Annotated in this window: 19 protein-coding genes; 9 read left to right on the top strand and 10 right to left on the bottom strand. The window is 69.1% G+C overall.

Features of this window, described 5'->3' with window-relative positions; translation table 11 throughout:
- The first annotated feature begins 41 nt into the window (after positions 1-41).
- Positions 42-716, top strand: a complete 675-nt coding sequence (locus tag BLQ10_RS06265; protein ID WP_091559636.1) for a DUF1684 domain-containing protein — start codon at positions 42-44, stop codon at positions 714-716.
- A 4-nt stretch (positions 717-720) separates the two neighbouring features.
- Positions 721-1,206: a GtrA family protein gene (locus BLQ10_RS06260; RefSeq protein WP_091559633.1), complete on the top strand. Its 486-nt coding sequence runs from the start codon at positions 721-723 to the stop codon at positions 1,204-1,206.
- 72 nt (positions 1,207-1,278) lie between these two features.
- Here BLQ10_RS06260 and BLQ10_RS06255 read toward each other — a convergent pair whose 3' ends face one another.
- Genes BLQ10_RS06255 through BLQ10_RS06235 form a run of 5 tightly spaced genes read right to left on the bottom strand, consistent with a single transcriptional unit; the run spans position 1,279 to position 7,325 of the window.
- Positions 1,279-2,433 (bottom strand): cysteine desulfurase family protein, encoded by a 1,155-nt coding sequence (locus tag BLQ10_RS06255; RefSeq protein WP_091559631.1) that lies wholly within the window; start codon positions 2,431-2,433, stop codon positions 1,279-1,281.
- A gap of 8 nt (positions 2,434-2,441) precedes the next feature.
- Positions 2,442-3,401 carry a carboxylating nicotinate-nucleotide diphosphorylase gene (gene nadC, locus BLQ10_RS06250; protein WP_091559628.1) on the bottom strand — a complete coding sequence of 320 codons (960 nt, stop codon included), beginning with the start codon at positions 3,399-3,401 and terminating at the stop codon, positions 2,442-2,444.
- A 2-nt stretch (positions 3,402-3,403) separates the two neighbouring features.
- Positions 3,404-5,308, bottom strand: a complete 1,905-nt coding sequence (gene nadB / locus BLQ10_RS06245; protein ID WP_254785415.1) for an L-aspartate oxidase — start codon at positions 5,306-5,308, stop codon at positions 3,404-3,406.
- On the bottom strand, positions 5,305-6,612 hold the full coding sequence (gene nadA, locus BLQ10_RS06240) for a quinolinate synthase NadA (protein WP_091559625.1): 1,308 nt from the start codon (positions 6,610-6,612) through the stop codon (positions 5,305-5,307). Before nadA ends, nadB begins: the two co-directional genes overlap by 4 nt.
- Complete coding sequence (locus tag BLQ10_RS06235; RefSeq protein ID WP_090581494.1) at positions 6,609-7,325, bottom strand: NUDIX hydrolase; 717 nt, start codon at positions 7,323-7,325, stop codon at positions 6,609-6,611. Before BLQ10_RS06235 ends, nadA begins: the two co-directional genes overlap by 4 nt.
- Positions 7,326-7,575: 250 nt before the next feature.
- Here BLQ10_RS06235 and BLQ10_RS06230 point away from each other — a divergent pair, with 250 nt between their 5' ends.
- Positions 7,576-8,190 (top strand): maleylpyruvate isomerase N-terminal domain-containing protein, encoded by a 615-nt coding sequence (locus BLQ10_RS06230; RefSeq protein ID WP_091559734.1) that lies wholly within the window; start codon positions 7,576-7,578, stop codon positions 8,188-8,190.
- 56 nt (positions 8,191-8,246) lie between these two features.
- On the opposite strand, the gene BLQ10_RS06225 is transcribed toward BLQ10_RS06230, so the two are convergent.
- Entirely contained in the window at positions 8,247-8,720 is a 474-nt protein-coding gene (locus BLQ10_RS06225; protein WP_091559622.1) for an Lrp/AsnC family transcriptional regulator, read from the bottom strand.
- Positions 8,721-8,903: 183 nt separating this feature from the next.
- Between BLQ10_RS06225 and BLQ10_RS06220 the strand changes: the two genes are divergently transcribed.
- From BLQ10_RS06220 to BLQ10_RS06200, 5 genes are all read left to right on the top strand, one after another.
- Entirely contained in the window at positions 8,904-10,304 is a 1,401-nt protein-coding gene (locus tag BLQ10_RS06220; protein ID WP_091559619.1) for an amino acid permease, read from the top strand.
- A gap of 133 nt (positions 10,305-10,437) precedes the next feature.
- A complete protein-coding gene (locus tag BLQ10_RS06215; RefSeq protein ID WP_091559616.1) occupies positions 10,438-11,475 on the top strand; it encodes a thiamine pyrophosphate-dependent enzyme in 1,038 nt (345 codons plus the stop codon).
- 94 nt (positions 11,476-11,569) lie between these two features.
- The gene (locus BLQ10_RS06210) at positions 11,570-12,553 is read left to right on the top strand and encodes an alpha-ketoacid dehydrogenase subunit beta (RefSeq protein ID WP_254785429.1); all 984 of its coding nucleotides are present in this window, start codon (positions 11,570-11,572) and stop codon (positions 12,551-12,553) included.
- The gene (locus BLQ10_RS06205) at positions 12,546-12,875 is read left to right on the top strand and encodes a biotin/lipoyl-containing protein (protein ID WP_091559612.1); all 330 of its coding nucleotides are present in this window, start codon (positions 12,546-12,548) and stop codon (positions 12,873-12,875) included. The genes BLQ10_RS06210 and BLQ10_RS06205 overlap by 8 nt, the downstream gene beginning before the upstream one ends.
- Before the next feature lie 4 nt (positions 12,876-12,879).
- Positions 12,880-13,707 (top strand): alpha/beta fold hydrolase, encoded by an 828-nt coding sequence (locus BLQ10_RS06200; RefSeq protein WP_091559610.1) that lies wholly within the window; start codon positions 12,880-12,882, stop codon positions 13,705-13,707.
- A gap of 89 nt (positions 13,708-13,796) precedes the next feature.
- On the opposite strand, the gene BLQ10_RS06195 is transcribed toward BLQ10_RS06200, so the two are convergent.
- The 3 genes from BLQ10_RS06195 to BLQ10_RS06185 all read right to left on the bottom strand — a co-directional run bounded on the left by BLQ10_RS06195 (position 13,797) and on the right by BLQ10_RS06185 (position 17,371).
- Complete coding sequence (locus BLQ10_RS06195; protein WP_091559607.1) at positions 13,797-15,131, bottom strand: MFS transporter; 1,335 nt, start codon at positions 15,129-15,131, stop codon at positions 13,797-13,799.
- A gap of 189 nt (positions 15,132-15,320) precedes the next feature.
- Positions 15,321-16,775 carry a 4-hydroxyphenylacetate 3-monooxygenase, oxygenase component gene (gene hpaB, locus BLQ10_RS06190; protein WP_091559604.1) on the bottom strand — a complete coding sequence of 485 codons (1,455 nt, stop codon included), beginning with the start codon at positions 16,773-16,775 and terminating at the stop codon, positions 15,321-15,323.
- 56 nt (positions 16,776-16,831) lie between these two features.
- Complete coding sequence (locus tag BLQ10_RS06185; protein WP_091559601.1) at positions 16,832-17,371, bottom strand: flavin reductase family protein; 540 nt, start codon at positions 17,369-17,371, stop codon at positions 16,832-16,834.
- A 249-nt stretch (positions 17,372-17,620) separates the two neighbouring features.
- Here BLQ10_RS06185 and BLQ10_RS06180 point away from each other — a divergent pair, with 249 nt between their 5' ends.
- A complete protein-coding gene (locus BLQ10_RS06180) occupies positions 17,621-18,337 on the top strand; it encodes an IclR family transcriptional regulator (protein ID WP_091559598.1) in 717 nt (238 codons plus the stop codon).
- 49 nt (positions 18,338-18,386) lie between these two features.
- Here BLQ10_RS06180 and BLQ10_RS06175 read toward each other — a convergent pair whose 3' ends face one another.
- Positions 18,387-19,811 carry an MFS transporter gene (locus BLQ10_RS06175; protein WP_175558493.1) on the bottom strand — a complete coding sequence of 475 codons (1,425 nt, stop codon included), beginning with the start codon at positions 19,809-19,811 and terminating at the stop codon, positions 18,387-18,389.
- Positions 19,812-19,928: the final 117 nt, after the last annotated feature.

Genomic DNA, 19,928 nt, shown 5'->3' with positions numbered 1-19,928 from the left:
GCGCACAATTTCGGCCTCGCGAAAGCGGATACGCTGGGGGCATGGCCGAACATGACTTTGACGGAACGCCCTTTGGGGACCAGGGCGACGTGGCAGGCATGTCGGCGCTCGACATCGCGGACTGGCGGCTGCGGACCTTTGCGCTCTATGCCACCACGCGGAAGATTGCCGCCGACAGCCCGGCGGAGGCCCATTCCTACTGGCGCCAGGAGCGGGACCGCATGTTCGGCACCCACCCGGCCTCGGCGCTGACGGCCGAAGCCAAGGCCAGCTTCGGCGGCCTGAAGACGGCGGACTACGATCCGATCTACCGTTTCCACGTCCCGCTGACCCTCGAGGGCGCCGGCCGGGAGATGAATGTGGAAACCGGGACTGACGGCCTGGTCCGGTTTGTGCGGCTGGGCACCTTCGACCTTCCCGAGATGGGACAGCTCGCGGTCTGGAAGCTTAGGGGCTACGGCGGCGGTATCTTCGTGCCGTTCCGCGACGCGACCGCCGGCCAGCCTGGCGGCAGCTACGGCGCGGGACGCTACCTCCTGGACACCATCAAGGGGGCTTTCCACGGCGTACGCGGCTCCGGGCCCCAGGCCGAATTCGTCCTGGACTTCAATTTTGCCTACAACCCCTCCTGCGCCTACAACGAAGCCTGGGCATGTCCCCTTGCGGGCCCGGCGAACCGGCTGGCCGTGGACATCCCCGTAGGCGAGCTGTACTGACCGGATGGGGTCCCAGCTCGAACAGCAGGCTCCTGCTGCCGCCGTCGTCCGCGGGCAGAACGCCCACCGCCACCGCGGCGTCCTCCGCTACCCAGTGGTCCGGCAGCTCATCCGGTTCACCGGCGTCGGGATTGTCTGTACCCTGACCTCCCTTGCCTTGTACGCCCTTTCCCGGCCCTGGCTTGGGGCCCAGCCGGCCAACGCGGCGGCCCTGGTCCTGACGTCGTTCATGAATACCGCCCTCAACCGGCGCCTGACGTTCAAGATCACCGAACGCCGCCGGATGAAGCGGGACCACATTAACGGCCTGATCGTGATCCTCGTCGCGCTGCTGATCACCGGCGGCAGCCTGGCCGTCCTGCACTGGGTCAACCCCGATGCCACCGTGGCCGAGGAGCTGTGGACCACCACCCTCTCCGGCTTCGCCGCCACCGCCGTGCGGTTCACGATGCTGCGGCACTGGATCTTCCGCCGCGCCCGCCACCGCTAGCTTCGCCCAGAGCCCGAACCCCGGGTTGAGCTATCAGTTGATGGGTGCCCGATAAGGACATCTAGTGATAGTTCAACCGGTGGAGGGGGTGCCGAGGGAGCGGACGCTGCCGACGGCGGTGCGGACCGCGGCCGCCGCCTCCTGCAACTGCGCTGCCGTGACGGTCGAGTCGAAGCTGAACCGCACGGCCGTCTGGGCGACCTCGGGCTCGATGCCCATGGCCAGCAGCACGGGCGAGGGCGCATCCGAGCCGGCGGCACAGGCGGAACCGCTGGAGCAGATGATTCCCTGGCGTTCGAGTTCCAGCAGCACGGACTCGCCGCTGGTGCCCGGGAAGCAGAAGGAGGCCACCGAGGGCAGCCGCTCGGTGGGGTGGCCTGTGAGCAGCGCGCCGGGAACCCCTGCCAGCACGGCGTCGATAAACCCGTCGCGGAGGGCAGCGACGCGCCCGGCCGGTTCGCGGGGCAGTGTCAGGGCCGTCGCCAGCGCCACGGCCCCGGCGACGTTTTCCGTGCCCGAACGGCGGCCGCGCTCCTGCCCGCCGCCGTGGACCAGCGGTTCAACCCGGACCCGTCCGCGCACAAACAACGCGCCGCTGCCCTTGGGCGCGCCCAGCTTGTGGCCGGAAATGCTCAGCGCGTCAACGCCCAGTGCGCCGGTGTCCAGCGGCAGCCAGCCGGCGGCCTGGACCGCATCGGTGTGGAACGGGACTCCGTGGGCGCGGGCCAGCGCCGCGAGCCGGGCGATGGGCTGGACCGTGCCGACCTCGTTGTTGGCGTACATGATGCTGACCAGGGCCGTCCCGGACTGCAGCGCCGCAGCAAGGGCCTCTTCCGTCACCTGCCCGAAGCGGTCCACGGGAATCACGTCGACGGCGAAGCCGTGGACCCGTTCGAGGTACCTGGCGGATTCTTCCACCGCGGGATGTTCGACGGCGCTGATCGCCACCCGGTCCAGGCGCGGGTCGGCGGCGCGCCGGGCCAGGGCGATGCCCTTGACGGCGAGGTTGTCCGCTTCCGTGCCGCCGGAGGTGAAGACGACCTCCCCGGGGCGGCAGCCCAGGGCCTGGGCGGTTGCGGCGCGGGCGCCGGCGAGCGCCGTGGCGGCCGCCTCACCCAGGGAGTGATGGCTTGACGGGTTGCCGAACTCGCCCGTGAGGTAGGGCCACATGGCCTCCAGCACCTCGCGGCGGACCGGGGTGGTGGCCGCGGCGTCGAGGAAGATCACGGTGCGCCTCAGCCGGCCGTCTGTTCCGGGGCAGGACCGGGTTCGACACCGGGCTCGACATCCAGTTCAATGTCCAGGCCGAGGTCCAGGGCCGTGACGCTGTGCGTCAGGCCGCCGATCGAGATGACGTCCACCCCCGTGGCCGCGATGTCCGCCACGGTGGCGAGATTGACGTTGCCGCTGGCTTCGACACGTGCCCGGCCGCCCACCAGCTCGACGCCGGCCGCCAGCTCGGCCAAGGAGAAGTTGTCCAGCATGATGGTGTCCACCCCGGCCGCAAGTACCGGCTCGATCTGCTCCATGGTGTCCACTTCCACCTCGAAGTGTGTTGTATGGCCAAGCTGGGCCTTGGCGCCGCGCAGCACCGCGGTCAGCTTCGCCGGATCGCCGCCGGTGAGGACCGCCAGGTGGTTGTCCTTGGCCAGGACGGCGTCGGACAGGCTGAAGCGGTGGTTGGCGCCGCCGCCGCAGCGCACGGCATAGCGTTCGAGCACCCGCAGCCCCGGCGTCGTCTTGCGGGTGTCGGTGATCCGCGCCCCCGTGCCGTCCACCAGCGCCACGAACTCGGCGGTCCTGGTGGCGATGGCGCTCATCCGCTGGACCAGGTTCAGTCCGACGCGTTCGGCCAGCAGCACGGCGCGGGCATTCCCCCTCACGCGGGCCAGGGTGGTTCCGGCGGCGAAGGCCTCGCCGTCGGTGACCAGCAGTTCGACGACGGCGCACGGGTCGGTCAGCTTCATCGCCGCCGCGAAGACCTCCCCGCCGCTGAGGACGCCGGAAACGCGGGCATTGAGCACCGCGGTCGCGCGCGCCTGCGCGGGGATGAGCACCTGCGAGGTGATGTCCCCGTACGGGGCGTCCTCCTGCAGCGCCGTGCGGAGGACGGCCAGGACGGCGGCCTCGGGCAGGCTTCCGGCGAGCGCCGCGGCGCGGGAGGGCACGGTTTCCGGGGCAGCGGTTGCTGTCATGGCTAGATCCTTTGCATGGAGCGGGCGGCGGCCGGATGCCGGCCGCCGGGGGTCATTGATGCGGGACCGGGCTGCACGGCAGTCCCGGCAGGTTGCGCCGTGCGGTCCGGGTGGACATTGTCTGCTGGATGGGCGGTCTCTGCCCGCCGCGCAGTGTCTGCATTTCCGGTGGCGGCATCCCCGGCGGTGTCTGCCCGGTAGTGGGCCCCGACGGAGTGCGTGCGCTGCCGGGCTGCCGCCACGAGGAGTTCCGCAGCCAGCAGCAGGTTCCGGTCCTCCTGGGCAGCCTGGCAGAGCCAGGCGCTGTGCCCGGCGCTGACTCCGGCCTCAAGGTCGGCGGCTTCAAGGTCGGCGCCCTCAAGGTCGGCGGCCCACTGCGCCAGCTGGGCCGCGGCGGCGTCGAGGTCGGCGCCCGTGCGCGTGACTCCCGCAGCCGCTGTCATGAGCCTCCCCAGCGCCGCGCGGCTGAACGGAACCTCCGCGGCACCGGTGGCGCCTGATTCTGGGGTAACAGCGCCCGCGGGCGGGACATGGCTGCCGGGGTGGAAGTCCTCGCGTGCCGGCGCGAGCCAGGCCGTGTCCGGCACGGGTGCGCGCAGGAAGTCCTGGACCGCACGGCGGCCGAACACTAGGCCCTCCAGCAGCGAGTTGCTCGCCAGCCGGTTTGCCCCCTGCGCCCCCGTGCGGGCGACCTCGCCGGCGGCATACAGGCCGGGAACGGACGTGCGGCCCCGCAGGTCGGTGCACACGCCGCCCATCCAATAGTGGGCGGCCGGGGACACGGGAACCGTCTCTGTGGTCCAGTCATGGCCGGCGGCCCGGGTGGCGGCCGTGATGGTCGGGAACCGCCGGGCCAGGAAGCCCGCGCCCCGGCCTGCCTCGATGCCACGGGCGTCCAGGTAGACCGGGCTGTCCGGCGCGGCCCCGGTGGCGGCCAGGTGCAGGGCGATGCTGCGGGAGACGACGTCACGGGGGGCCAGCTCGGCATCGGGGTGGTACTCCGGCATGAAGCGGTATCCCGCGGAGTCCAGCAGCACCGCCCCCTCGCCGCGGACCGCTTCGGAGATGAGCAGGGCCGGCGGGCCGCCCTGGACCTCCTCAGCGGCAAGGGTGGTGGGGTGGAACTGGAAGAACTCGAGGTCCCGCACCGCGGCACCGGCACGCCAGGCCAGGGCCAGCCCGTCGGCGGTGGCGACGGAGGGATTACTGGTGCGGGCAAACAGCCGCCCGGCACCGCCGGTGGCGAGCAGGACGGCGTCGGCCGCCAGCTGCTGGGGCCGGCCGCCGGCCAGATAGGCCACGCCGGTAACCCGGGCAGGTACCGGGGGCGTGCTGCCGGGCTGTGACAGGGCTTCCGACAGGGCTTCCGGTTCGGTCAGGAGGTCGGTGACGAACGCGCTGGTCTCCACCCGGAGCCGGCCGTGGACAGCACGATCCAGAACGGCGCGCTCCAGGACGGCGGAGACGAGCCCGCGGGCGATGCAGGCACCCGTCGCGTCCCCGCCGGCGTGCAGGATACGCGGTGCCGAGTGTGCCGCTTCCAGGCCCAGGGCCGGTCCGCCGTCGGGACCTGCGTCGAAATGCACCCCGTAGCGGCCCAGACCGGCGATGTCCCGGACCGCCTCGGTGCACAGGACGCGGACTGCCTCGGCGTCGTTCAGCCCGGCACCGGCGGCGAGCGTGTCCGCGACGTGCGCCGCCACGGAGTCCCCGGGGGCGGCATCCTCCGGGGCCAGCACGGCGGAGATGCCGCCCTGGGCGTAGAAGGTGTTGCTCTGCTCCAGCGTCCCCTTGCTCAGGAGGACCACCTCGATGTCACGGCCGCTGCCGGTGGCGGCGTCGGTCGCGAGCAGCGCGGCATAGAGCCCCGCAACCCCGCTGCCGACAATCACGAGCCGCCTGGTCACGGCCGCGCCGCCAGCATGCGTTCCAGCGCCACCTTTGCCGGGGCGGCGACGTCCTCTTGCACGGTGATGCGGTTGATCACCTCGCCCCGGACGAGCGCTTCCAGGACCCAGGCAAGGTAGCCGGGGTGGATACGGTACATGGTGGAGCAGGGGCAGATCACCGGGTCCAGGCAGAAGATGGTGTGCTGCGGGTACTCCGCCGCGAGCCGGTTCACCATGTTGATCTCGGTGCCGATCGCAAACGTGGTGGGTTCCGTGGCCGCGGCGATGGCTTTCTTGATGAAGTCGGTGGACCCGGCGGAATCGGCGGCGTCCACTACCTCCATGGGGCATTCCGGGTGCACGATCACCTGCACTCCGGGGAACTCGGCGCGGGCCTTCTCGATCTGGCCCACGTTGAAGCGCTTGTGGACCGAGCAGAAGCCGTGCCAGAGGATCACCCGGGAATCGAGCAGGCGCTGTTCGTCGTTGCCGCCGAGGTCCTTGCGCGGGTTCCACATCGGCATCTGCTCCAGCGGCACCCCCATGGCCTTGGCGGTGTTGCGGCCCAGGTGCTGGTCCGGGAAGAACAGCACCCGCTGGCCACGCTCAAACGCCCACTCCAGCACGGTCGCGGCGTTCGAGGACGTGCAGACGATCCCGCCGCGCTGGCCGCAGAAGCCCTTCAGGGCTGCGGAGGAGTTCATGTAGGTGACCGGGATGACCGGGACCCGGCCCTCGGCGTCGGGCTCCGTGCCGAAGACTTCCTCAAGCTGCTCCCAGCACTCGGTGACGGAGTCGATGTCCGCCATGTCCGCCATGGAGCAGCCCGCGGCGAGGTTGGGCAGGATCACGGCCTGGTCCGGCCGGGACAGGATGTCCGCCGTCTCGGCCATGAAATGCACGCCGCAGAAGATGATGGCTTCCGCGTCCGGCCGGGTCAGGGCCGCATTGGCGAGCTGGAAGGAATCGCCCACGAAGTCGGCATATTCGATCACTTCGTCGCGCTGGTAGAAGTGCCCCAGCACGACGGCGCGGTCCCCCAGCGCCGCTTTGGCCGCGCGGATCCGGGCGTCGAGTTCGGCGTCACTGGCGAGCTTGTACTCCTCCGGGAGCTGGCCCTGCCGGGGAGTCGAGGCCGGTGCGGCGTCGGCGGAGGAGGCGCCCGGTCCGTAGGCGGGCACGCCGGCGAGGGCCTCGGCGAGGTCGTAGTCCCAGGGCCCGCGGGCCAGCGCGGGGCTGCAGGTGGAGGCGGCCGCGCCCCCCGCCATGGTGGTGGCCTGCTCGCGTGTGATCAGCTGGATTGCCGTGTTGACGCTGCTCATGGTGTGCTCCTGTTGTCTGGGTCAAGGCCTGGGCGGCCGGTAAAGCGGTAGAGGCGTGGCGGGCGGTGCTTGCCGCCCTGCAGGTAGTGATCGGTTTCTTCGATTTCCGGCGTGGCTTTGACCTGCCGGCGGAAGTTGGCGGGATCGAGTTCGCGGTCCAGGACGGCCTCGTAGACTTCCCGGACCTGGGCGAGGGTGAAGTACTCGCCCAGCAGGTGGTAGGCGATTGATCCGTAGGCCATCTTGTTGCGAAGCCGCCACAGGGCGTAGTCGATGATCGCGTTGTGGTCGAAAGCCAGTTCGCCGAGCCGGTCGGCGCGGAACCAGCGCACGTTCTCCGATTCGTCGGCGAGCGCGGCCTCCGTGGGCTGGACGAGCGCCCAGTACACAATCGAAACGACGCGCTGGGTGGGCGAGCGGTGCAGCCCGCCAAAGGCGTAGAGCTGTTCGAGGTAGTTCGGGGCCAGCCCCGTGGTCTCGCGCAGGTTCCGCGAGGCGGCGTCCTGGAGGGATTCGGAGTGCGTGAGCGGGCCGCCGGGCAGGGCCCAGAGGCCCTTGAACGGTTCGCGGATCCGGCGCACCAGCGGGATCCACAGCGTGGGCCGTCCGGACTTCTCGCTGGGGCGCAGCGCAAAGATCACGGTGGAAATGGCCAACGACGGCGGAGCGGTCTGGCGCTCCGAGACGTTGGCTGCTGTCGTGTAAACGGTGATCCACCCGCCCTCTGGGGTTCCGGTCCGGTCCAGCGATGGACTGCCCGGACGGATCCGGCCCGACCGCCGGATTAGTTATAGTCATATTGACTAGAACTAATGATACGGCCGCACCGTCCGGACGCAAAATGTTTCAGGTCACATGCTTGGCCCCGGAGGCGGCCCCGGGCGTTCGGTCCAGGCTTGTCCGCGGGCGCCGGCAACTGTATTAATCGGGGCTATGGACGGAGAAGATATGGACCCGGAGGGTATGGACGCAGAAGCAGTCAGGGCCCGTTACGCGGGAGCGGCCCAGGCATTCCTGGAGCTCGCCGGACAGGTACCGCACCAGGGGTGGTCGCGGCCGGCACTGGGTGAATGGGATGTCCGGGCACTGACCGGCCACACGAGCCGCGCCCTGACAACCGTGGAGACCTACCTCGCCACCCCGGCCACCGGGAAGCGGGTGGCGGGTCCGGTGGAATACTTCCTGGCCGTCCGGGGCGCCACCTCGCCGGACGCGATCGCGCAGCGAGGCAAGGAAACCGGGGAAGCCCTGGGCGAGGACCCGGCCGCCGCCGTGCGGGAGCTTGTCCAACGCGTCACGGACCTCGTCAGGAACACGCCGGACGATGCCCTGGTGGCCACCCCTGCCGGGGTAATGACCCTCATCGACTACCTGCCGACCCGGACCTTCGAGCTGGCCGTGCACACCCTGGACCTGGCGCGCGCCCTGCGACTCCCGCCGCCCGCCTCCCTGACTCCGGCGGTCGCGGCCTCCCTGGAACTCGCCGGAGCCATCGGCTCCCGGCTGCCGTCCGCCGGTGAGCTGCTGCTCCTGCTCACCGGCCGGACCGGGCTGCCCCGAAACCTGAGCGTCGTCTAGCCCACGGCGCGGCCTACCATCCCCGGGCTGCCGGGCCGGCTCAGCGGCCTGGCCTGTCACTTGCTGGCGGCCGCGGCTTCCAGCAACGGCAGGGTGCGCCCCTGGAAATGGGTGTTGAGGACGATCACGGAGGAGGAACGCAGGATGGTCCTGGTGGCGATCATGGCATCGAGGACGCGCTGGAGGTCCGAATTGGAGCGTGCGGCGATCCGGGCCATGAGATCCGAACTCCCGGAGACGGTGTGGATTTCAATCAGTTCGGGGATCCGCGCCAGGGCCTCCACGACGGCGTCGTGCCCGAGGTCCTGGTTGATCGTGAGGGAACAGAACGCCACCACCGGGAAGCCGAAGTGCGCCGGATCGGGGTGCGGCACCCATGAGCCGATCACGCCGGCGTCCTGCATCCGGTCCAGCCGCGACTGTACGGTGGCGCGGGCCACCTTGAGCACCCGGGAGGCTTCCAGGACGGAGGCCCTGGGCGAATCCGTGAAAAATCGGACAATCTTTGCATCCAGCGGATCAACGTCCATGGATTCTTCCTTCCCCAGCGGCCCAGGTGGGGCAAACCGCCGCCCATATCCCGATTCAGTTAGCAAACTGCCACCATGCTCTCACGGCGGGGGCGCCCGGGCGATCCGTAAGGGCGGCTCAAAGACGGTAAATTCAATAGGTCCCATAAGGACGCACAGATCCAAACCACACGAAGGTTCGCCATGACAATGAAGTCCACCGCGACGCTACCCACCGCGGCCCCCACCCCGAGCCTGGGGCACAGCATGAAGCCACGCCAGCTGACCATGATGGGACTGGGCAGCGCGATCGGCGCCGGCCTGTTCCTCGGCTCAGGGGCCGGAATCCAGGCCGCGGGCCCGGCCGTGCTGATCTCCTACCTCGTCGCCGGAACCCTGATCATCCTGGTGATGTGGGCGCTTGGCGAGATGGCCGCAGCCAACCCCAACAGCGGCGCATTCTCCGTCTACGCCCAAAAAGCCATGGGCAAGACCGCCGGCGCGACCGTCGGCTGGCTCTGGTGGCTGCAGCTGGTGGTGGTCATCGCGGCCGAAGCCCTGGGCGCAGCCGCACTGCTGTTCACCGTTTGGCCGGTGATTCCCGTCTGGGCCCTGTCGCTGATCTTCATGGCCCTGTTCACGGCGGTCAACCTGGCCGGCGTGAAGAACTTTGGCGAGTTCGAGTTCTGGTTCGCCATCCTCAAGGTGACCGCCATCCTGCTGTTCCTGGCCATCGGCGCGGCCCTGCTGCTGGGCTGGCTGCCGGACGTCCCGTCCCCGGGGCTGAGCAACTTCACCTCCGACTTCGCCCCGGCGGGCCTGGGCGGCATCGCTACCGCACTCTTCGTCGTGATCTTCGCCTTCGGTGGCACCGAGATTGTCAGCGTCGCCGCGGCCGAGACGGAGAACCCGGAGCGCAGCGTCGGCCAGGCAATCCGCACCGTGGTGTGGCGGATCCTCGTGTTCTACATCGGCTCGGTGTTTGTCATCGCCGCCGTCCTGCCCTCAACCTCGGCGGCCCTGAAGTCCCCGTTCGCGGGCGTCCTCGACGCCGCCCGCATCCCCGGCGCCGGCGCCGCGATCACCCTGGTCGCCGTCGTCGCGCTGCTGTCCGCACTCAACGCCAACCTCTACGGCGCATCCCGCATGGTGTACTCGCTCTCCGAGCGCGGCGAAGCCCCGCGGTTCCTCTCGAAGCTCAGCCCGGCCCGGGTCCCGGTGATGGCCGTCAGCGTCTCCGTCGCCTTCGGCTTCCTGGCCGCCGTGCTGGAACTGCTCTTCCCGGACCAGATTCTGCCGGCCCTCTTCCAGCTGGTCGGCTCCACGTGCCTTGTGGTGTGGGGCTCGGCCCTGGTGTCCCAGCTGATCCTGCGCCGCCGGGCGGACCGCGACGGAACCGCGTTGCCGCTGCGGATGAAGGGCTTCCCCGGGCTGACGGTCTTCGGCCTCGTGCTCCTGGCGCTGATCTTCGCCGTCGGCTTCAGCAGCCCGGACAGCAGCAAGCAGCTGTTCAGCACCCTGGCGCTGGTGGCCGGCATCGCCGCGGCGTGCTGGATCGGCGCCCGGGTGACCCGCAACCGCCGCGCCAGCGTAGAGGCCGACTAGCCGCCTGGCCGACAACACAGGCGCTAGACAAATTGCCAAGCTCACCGGCGGCAGGGGCGGAAGAAGTGTGCAGTCTGGGCATCCCAGCCTAGGCTGATTGCCCACCCCGCCGCCGGTGACTAGGGTCACAGGCATGGACACACTTCTCCCCGTAGCTTCCGGCGGCGCTGCCGGGCCGCCCACCTCCGACGAGCTCCGAGAGCTCTATTCACTGATGGTGGCCGTCCGGCACCTCGACACCTCGGCCATCGCCTGGCAACGGCAGGGCATCATCCCCGGCTACGCCCCCGAGCTCGGCCAGGAAGCAGCCCAGGTGGGCAGCGGCTACGCCGTGGACACCACCCGGGACTTCGTCTTCCCCACGTACCGCGAGATGGGCGTCGCCCGGACCATGGGCGTGGACATGGTGGCCTATATGTCCACCCACAAGGCCACGTGGCACGGCGGCCTGTACAACCCGATGGAATCCCGGCTGGCCCCGATCCAGGCGGTCGTCGCCGGGTCCGTCCTGCACGCCGTCGGCTGGGCCCACGGCCAGACACTCGATCGACAAGACGGCGTCGCCCTGACCTACTTCGGCGACGGCGCCTCCTCGCAGGGCGACGTGCACGAGGCGATGAACTTCGCCGCCGTGATGAAGGCGCCGGTGGTGTTCTTCGTCCAGAACAACGGCTGGGCCATCTCGGTCCCCACCGAACGGCAGGTGGCCGGCGGCTCCGTCGCGGCCCGCGCCGCGGGCTACGGGATCCCGGCGGTGAAGATCGACGGCGACGACGTCGTCGCGGTCCTCGATGCGACCCGCCGCGCCTTCGCGCATGCCCGCTCCGGCAACGGCCCGGTGCTCATCGAGGCCATGACCTACCGCCGCGGCCCGCACTCCACCTCCGATGATCCCGGCCGCTACCGCTCCCTGGACGAGGAACGCGACGGCGCCGGCACCGACCCGCTCGAGCGGCTCCGGCAGCGGCTGCTGGCCGATGGAATCGCGGACGAGGCGTTCTTCGCCGAGGCGCTGGCCGCGGCCAAGGCCGAAGAGGAGCAGATCCGCACCGGCATCCAGGCTCTCGGCTCCCGTCCCGGAACGGAAATGTTTGACCTGGTCTTCCAGGAAACCACCCCGGCCCTGAAGGCCCAGGCCGCCAACTGGCGCGAGGAGTCCGAACATGTCTAACTCGATTCTCGAGGGCAGAGACGCCGCAGGCGAAAGCACTGCCGACGACACTGTCACCAACACGGCCGCAGACAGCCCCGCATCAACCACCGTGATGTCGATGCAGCAGGCGCTTAACCGCGCCCTCGATGAGGTCCTCGCGGACAACCCCAAGGCCGTCATCTTCGGCGAGGACTGCGGCCGGCTCGGCGGCGTCTTCCGCATCACCGACGGGCTGCAGGCCAAGCACGGCGCGCAGCGCGTCTTTGACACCCCGCTGGCGGAATCCGGCATCCTGGGCATGTCCGTGGGCCTGGCGATGGCCGGGTTCCATCCCATTCCGGAGGTCCAGTTCGACGGCTTCGCCTACCCGGCGATCAACCAGATCGTCTGCCAGATCGCCCGGATGAACTACCGCAGCCGGGGCACCATGCCGATGCCCATCACCCTGCGCGTGCCCAGCTTCGGCGGCATCCGCGCCCCCGAACACCACGGCGAAAGCCTGGAGGCACTCTTCGCCCACGTGCCGGGCCTGAAGGTGGTCTCGCCGTCGAACCCGCATGAGGCCTACCACCTGCTCAAGTACGCCGCCACCCGGCCGGACCCGGTGATCTTCATGGAACCGAAGTCGCGGTACTGGCAAAAGGGTGAGGTGGACACCGCCAGGCACGATGCAGGCGGCGGCTCCCCCACCGGCGCCAAGGTGATGCGCGAAGGCCGCCATCTGACGCTCGTCGCGTGGGGCGCCATGGTTTCCCGCTGCCTGCAGGTGGCCGAGCTCGCCGCCGAGGACGGGATCGACATCGAGGTCCTGGACCTGCGCTGGCTCAAGCCCATCGACGCCGAGGCGCTGGCCGCTTCCGTGCGCAAGACGCGCCGCGCCGTCGTCGTCCACGAAGCGCCGCTGACCTCCGGCCTCGGCGCCGAGGTGGCGCAGCTGATCACGCAGAGCTGCTTCGACACCCTCAAAGCACCGGTGGAGCGCGTCACCGGCTTCGACGTCCCGTACCCCTCGGGCGACCTCGAAGATGAATACATCCCGAACATTGACCGGATCCTCTTCGGCATCCAGCGAGTATTGGAGTACAAACGTGGCTGAAATTTCCTTCCCGCTCCCCGATCTCGGCGAGGGCCTGATCGAGGCCACCGTGCTGGAATGGCTGGTTTCCCCGGGCGAGCAGGTGGAGCGCAACCAGCCGCTCGTGGAGGTCGAAACCACCAAGTCGGCCGTTGAATTGCCCAGCCCGCAGGCAGGTAAGGTAGTGCGTACCTACGGCGGGCCCGGTGACAAGATCAATGTCGGCGAGCCCCTGATTGTGTTTGAGGTGCCGGACAACACCGCCGGCATCGTGGGCACGGTCCCGAAGGAAGAGGCACCAAAGCGCCGGGTCCGCCTGAGCGCCGTACTTGATGAGGACTGAGAGCATGAGCGGCAGACACACCGGCGAACTGCATTCCCACACCGTGGAGGGCACCGACCCCCAGCTGTACGTGCAGGTGCATGAGCCCCAGAACGACGCCGGGCTCCGTCCGGTCCTGCTGCTGCACGGCTTCTCCTCCTCCTCCAAGCTCAACTGGGAGGACACCGGCTGGCTCGGCGCGCTCCTGGAGGCCGGCCGGCGCGTCATCACCGTGGACCTGCCCGGCCACGGCCGCAGCGGCGCCCCCGAGGACATGGACTCCTACTCCCCCAGCCGGATCCGCGCGGACCTGCTGCAGATAGTGTTCGACGCCGGCGTGCGTCCCCTGCGCGACGGCGACCCCTCCAGCGGGCTCGACGTGATCGGCTATTCGCTGGGATCCCGGCTCGCCTGGGAGTTCGGCGCCACCCAGCACGAGCTGGTGCACCGGCTGGTCCTGGGCGGCCCCAACGTCGCCGACCCGCTGGCAGACTTCGACCTGATCGCCGCGCAGCGGTACCTGGCCGACGGCACCCCGATCGCGGACGAATCAACCGCGGGGCTGCTGAAGATGGCCATGCTGCTGCCCAGCAACAACATCTTCGCGCTGCTGTCCCTGATTGAGGCGATCAAGACCGAGCCGTACGACCCCGCCGAAGCCGTCCCGCACATGCCGATGCTCCTCGTGGCGGGGGAAAAGGACGACCGTGCCGCCTCCATGCCGGAGCTCGCCGCCCTCGGCGCCAAGGCCGGCGGCATGGTCGAGCAACTGGTGCTGCCGGGCCGCAACCACACCAACGCCATCACCAGCCGGGCCTTCAAGCAGGGTGCCATCAGCTTCCTGGGCGTCTAAGCCGAGGAAGCCGCAACAAGACACAAAAGAGGCACGGACCGTGGTCCGTGCCTCTTTTGTGTCTTGCTTTGCCTACCGGCAAGCCCAGCCTAGTGGTGGCTGCTGACGCCGAGCGGGCGGCCCTTCGTTTCCCCGGCCAGGAGGACGCCGATGGCGGAGATGACGCAGAGGACCATGATGTAGATGCCGACCGAACCGGTCCAGTGGGTGCCCTGCAGCAGGGTTTCCGCGATGGTGGCCGCAAACGCGCCGCCGAGGATGGCGCCGAAGGCGTAGCCGATCGAGATGCCCGAGTAGCGCACGTTCGCCGGGAACATCTCGGCGTACATGGCGGACATCGGGCCGTAGGACAGGCCCAGGCCGATGGTCAGGACGAACAGCGCGACGCCGTAGAGCACGATGTCCTTGGTGTCGATGAGGGCGAACATCGGGATCATCCAGGCAAAGACAATTCCGTAGCCGATCAGGAAGGTCTTGACGCGGCCGATCTTGTCCGAGAGCCAGCCGCCGGCCAGCGTGAAGATGAGCCAGCCGAAGGAAGCCAGCGTGGTGGCCAGCAGGATCTGCGGGGTGGGCATCTTGAGGGTCTTGGTGGCGTAGGAGATGAAGAACGCGATCAACAGGTAGCCGGCAGCGTTGTTGCCGATGAAGATCATGGTCGAGTAGAGGACTGCCTTCTTGTGCTTGCGGATGAGCTCGCCCAGCGGCGCCTTGCTCTCTTCCTTGCGGGCAGCCATCTCCTTGAAGACGGGGCTCTCGGAAACGGCGCGGCGGATCAGGTAGCCGACGACGATCAGCACGATCGAGAGCAGGAACGGCACACGCCAGCCCCAGGACGCGAAGTCTTCCTTGGACATGGACGTGTTGAGGAAGTACAGCAGGCCCGTGGCGAGGATCATGCCGACCGGAACGCCGATCTGCGGGTAGGCGCCGAACAGGCCACGCTTGCTCATGGGTGCGTGCTCGACGGCCATCAGGGCAGCGCCGCCCCATTCACCGCCGGCGGAGAAGCCCTGGATGACGCGGAGGGTGATGAGCAGGATCGGGGCCCAGACGCCGATCTGCGCGTAGGTGGGCAGCACGCCGATCAACGCGGTGGCGGCACCCATCATGACCAGCGTGAAGACCAGCATGGCCTTGCGACCGAGGCGGTCGCCCAGGTGGCCGGCGATGATCGCGCCGAGCGGGCGGAACAGGAAGCTGATGCCGATGAGGGCGAAGGACAGGATCTGCGCCAGGCCCGGGTTGGATGCGTTCAGCGGGGCGAGGAACAACGGCGACAGCAGCGTTGCTGTCAGCTGGGCAAAAATGAAGAAGTCGTACCACTCGATGGTGGTGCCGACCAGCGTCCCGGCGAGGACCTTTCGTTCCTCATGTTTGCTGCTGGGACCCGCCTCGGAATCTACGGATGAAGTTACGGTCATTGGAACTCCGTTGCTGGGGGCAGAGGTACTGCCCAAAGTGGGTGCGAAGTGACTAGCTGGTGCCTCTTGAATGCTGGCCGCCGTTGTTGCGGAGCACTCCAATTACTGATCGAACGGTCAGTTAGTATCCAAATACTACTATGGAATATGTGATAGGGCACACATATTCCGGGGAGTGTCTTCGGCGGATCAGTCGTGCCGGTTGAGCAGCTCGCGGACCCTGGCCCGGACCGGTCCGCGGTCGTAGGTGTTGACCAGGGCGCCGGCCATGCGGACCGGGTCCCCGAAGAAGAAGTACTCGTAGAGCGACTGGCGTCCGGCGAACCCGGAAATCGAGGCGTCGAAGGCCAGCTTGAACAGCCGGACGCGCTCGGGGCCGGTCAAGGTTTTGCCCTGCAGGTACAGCTCGATGTCCGCCCGGGCCTCGCTGTTGACGTCCGCCTCGCCCGGCAGGGCCATGAGGCCCGACGCCGAGAACTTCCGGATGATCTGCGGGAAGCGCTGGGCGATCTTCGGGTACCAGTTGCGGGCGGCGTTCAGCGTGGACCACTTCGGCAGCATGACGCCGGCGTCGTTGAGCCCGGCGTCTGCCTCGGAGGCGCGGACCAGCGCCTTGCCGATTTCGACGTCGATGATCAGCTCGGCGATGTCCTCCTGGATATGCTGGAACCCGTCGATGCCGATCGACTCGGCCAGTTCCGACGCCAGGCCGAGGAAGAACTCGCTCTTCGCGATGGTGCGGGTGACCACCTGGTGGGTCATGAGCGCGCCGGCGCCGGTTTCGGTGTAGAAGCTGTTGCACAGTTGCGGGTTGCCGAGCATGAAGATTCGCTCGCTGGGCACGAAGACATGGTCAAAGACCGCGACGGCGTCCATTTCCTCATAGCGGGAGGCCAGCGGCTCGTCGTGGGTGCTGCCGCCGTTGTACAGCGAGGTACGGCACAGGTAGCGCAGGCCCGGGGCATCGTTGGGGATGGCGAACGCATAGGAATAGGGCGCGTCTTCCGGGGTGCCCCGCAGGACGGTGGACGGGAACACGAGGAGCTCGTCAGCGATCGGGGCGATGGTGGCGAGCATGCGGGCGCCCTGGATGACGATCCCGTCCTCGCGCTCCTCCACGATCCGCGCTGAGAGCTGGCCACCGAGCTGCTCCGAGCCGGAGACCGAGCGGTTAACCTGCGGCGGGATGAGGGTGTGCGTGGCGAGGACGTCGTTTTCGCGGGCCCACTCGTAGTAGTTGCGGATGTTCTCGCCGAACTTCGGATCCGCCTGCGCGAACCATTTCCCGGCCGTGCTCAGTGCCGTGAGCGCGGAGTTCATGTAGTCCCCGGAGCGGCCAAGGAAGCCGTTGGAGGACTCGGCCCAGGTGGAGATGGCGCGCCGGCGCCGCTGGAGGTCCTCCATGGTCGTGGGCACAAGGAAGGAGGCGTTGACCAGGTCCCCGGTGCTGGGCGAGGTGTAGGTGAGCGCCTCCTGGTACTTCGGGTCGTGCTGCATGTCGAAGAGCCCGGCGTAGGAGCGGGCCACGTTGCGGAAAGCGGGGTGCTCGGCGATCTTCTCGCTGACCACCTCGCCGTCGATCACCACGTGCGGGGTCATGGCGTTGAGCTTGTCCAGGTACTGCCGTCCGGTACGGATACCCATTGGTCTTCCTCCAGTCGTCGTTGAGCTGAGCTGTCTTGATTGGATGCGGCGCGGCGCTAGAGCAGGTCCTCCATTCCCAGCTGGCTTTCCGGGATGGTGGTGAACGTGCTGTTGGCGAAGGCCAGGGCATCGCCGTTGCGGTAGTTGAAGTCCACCACCTCGCCGATATACAGGGTGTGGTCGCCGCCGTCGTACGCCGCCCAGGGCTTGCATTCGAAATAGGCGAGGACATTGGACAGCCGCGGCGCGGTGTCCCCCTCCACCCACAGCGGCTCGGGGCCGGGACGGCCGGCGAAGTGCATGGCCAGGTGCCGCTGCTCGGCGCCGAGGATATTCACGGTGAAGGGCCGGCCGGCGAGTTCATCGTGGGCCTTGGCAGTGCGGGCGATGCTCACCAGCACCAGCGGCGGGTCCATCGAGACCGAGGTGAAGGAGTTGACGGTGATGCCGTGGCGCTTGGTTACCCCGTCGAAGGTCACGATCGCGACGCCGGTGGCAAACCTGCCGAGGCTGCCCCGGAAGTGGCTGGCCCGCGGGGCAGACAGCGGGCCGTGGCCCTGGACACCCCCGGCGTGGTCGTGTGGCTTGGCAATCATCACTGAACCCTTGCGTTCGTTGCGGTCTTCCTCAGCTATGGTTTGGGTGACCTGCGTTCTGGACGGGCTATGTTCTGGACCGGCTATATTCTCGACAGACTGCGTTCGAGACAGGCTGTGTTCGAGACAGAACGTGTTCTATAATCGAACAAGTAGTTCCCATATAGAACGCTAGCTGACCGTGAGCCGGAACACAAGGGTTGCCCGGCACGCCCGGCGTCCAGCGACCCCGCACCTAGGATGGACCCCATGACCCCGAACGCCGGCACCGCCCAGGCTTCCCCGTCCCAGACGCTGTCCCGCGGCATCAGGGCGTTGGAGATCCTGGCCGAGGCGCAGCAGCCGCTCACCATTGCCGAACTCGCCGATGCCCTGGGCGTCCACCGTTCCGTGGCCTACCGGATCCTGCGCACCCTGGAGGACCATTCGCTGCTGGTGCGCGACGACGGCGGCCGCGTCCAGCCCGGCCCGGGCCTCGCTGTCCTGGCCCGCGGGGTCTCCCGCAACCTGCAGTCGGCGGCCCTGCCGGAACTGACCCTGCTGGCCAACACCCTGACCATGAGCGCCTTTGTGGCGGTCTGGGACCGGGAAGAGTGCGTGACGTTGGTGACGGTGGATCCGCGGCACAGCGGCGCCGCGGTGGTGCAACACCCGGGGTCGCGGCATCCCATCAGCGCCGGGGCCCCGGGCATCGCCATCCAGTCCGCCTTCCCGGAACAGGAGTGGGGGGCCTTGGTCCCGGGCATCCCGTACCGGGCCGAAGCGGCCGAGGCCCGGCGCCGCGGCTTTGCCGCCAGCCATGACGAGGTGATCCCGGGCGTGACCTCCATTGCGGTGCCGCTGCGCGTGCCGGGCGGCCGGCCGGCCGCCCTCGCCGTCGTCTATATCCGCGCCGCACAGGATCCGGGCGAGGTCGCCGGGGCCCTGACGCAGGCGGCCCGGCGCATCGAGGCACAGCTGGGCTAAGCGCGTGTCCCACCTATCCCGCGGCGCCGTCGTCCTGCCGCGAGCGGGCTTAGGCGGCCGGCGCCGTCGTCCTTCCGCGTTGCCGGAGTACGACGGCGGCGGCCGTTCCCAGCAGGAACAGCGCCGCAGCGGCGCACACCGGAACCAGGAACGCCGTCGAATACCCGAAGTTCTGGGCCAGCTGTCCGGCGATGGAGGATCCGAGCGCCGTGCCGGCGACAATGCCGCTGGCCAGGGCCGTCATGACCGTACCGAGCTTTCCGGCCGGAGCCACGAGGCCGCCGATGGCGAAAACAGTGACCATGAGCGGGCCAACGGGCAGGCCCAGGACCAGCAGCACAAGGACCATGGGCAGCGCCGTCGTGGGCAGCAACAGCAGTGATGCGAGCCCGGCCATGAGCCCCGCGCACGCAATCCAGCGGACATTCACCGTGAGGCGGCGCGGCCAGTATGCAACCGAGAGGGCGGCAGCCGCAGAGCTCAGTCCCATGGCAGCGTAAAGCAGGCCGGCGAGCTCGGATGTGGCGAAGCTGGCGGAGAAGGAACTCAGGGATGCCTGGGTGGAGCCGAAGAACGTGCCCATGCACACCATCGCCAGCACGGGCAGGGCGACGGCGGTGAGGGTTCCGGCCCGCTGGGCTACCGTGCGGGCGTCCGGGCGCCGGTCCCCCGTCGCTGCGGGAGCCGAACCGGCTGACGGCCCGGCTGCCGGTCCGGCGGTCCGACGCCGTACAGTGCGGATCACCGCGTGGTGCGTGGGGTGGACGGCGAAGGCGGGTACGAGCACAACCGTCAGTGCCGCGGCCAGGGCCAGCGGCAGCCACGGCGCGAGCAGGCTCGCGAGGATACCAACGAGTGCCGGGCCGAGCACGAACGTGAGCTCGTCCGCGGTGCTCTCATAGGAAAGCGCGGTGTCCAGGTCCGCGGAGTTCGCGGCCGCCCCGCGCCCGGACGTACGGGAGGTCAGCGCCATCCAGCGGACCCGGGCCAGCGGACCAACCTGCGGGCAGCTTGCCCCGGCCACGAAGGCCGCGGTCAGCGCGGGGACGGCGGCGGCAAGGTCCTGCGCCCCGGCAATAAGGTAAGCCGCGAGAATCAGGGCAACGATGGCCACGGTGTTGGCAATGGCGGACACGAGCAGCACCCCGCGCTGGCCGAGCCGGTCTGCGAGGACGCCCAAGACGGGAGCACCCAGCGCGGAACCGATGCCGACGGCGCCGGCCGCGGCGCCACCCACGGCGTAGGAGCCCGTCACGGAGGTGACGAGCGTCAGGGCGCCGACGGTGAGCATGGCCAGCGGCAGGCGGGCGAAGAGCCCCAGCGGGATGAAGCTCCGGCCGGCGAGCTGCGGCAGCCGCGCGAAACGGCCGCCCTTGGCCGGCGCGGGGGCCGGCAGGACGGCAGTCGAAATTAGGGCGTCGGCCGAAATTGGGGCGTCAAGAGTAGACGCCGGAGAAGACGGTGAAGGGTTCATGGTTTCCGGGTTCGCTCAATAGTGCGCATCGTCCCTCCTCCCGATGCGCGCGACCCGGTAACACGTCAATGATAGCTGATGCCCGGACGGCTGGCCTGGGACGGCCGGCCCGGACGG

The sequence above is a fragment of the Arthrobacter sp. ok362 genome (assembly GCF_900102785.1).
Taxonomy (GTDB): Bacteria; Actinomycetota; Actinomycetes; order Actinomycetales; family Micrococcaceae; genus Arthrobacter.
The sequence above is the reverse complement of the archived record's forward strand: the minus strand, read 5'-3'. Positions and strand labels throughout refer to the sequence as shown.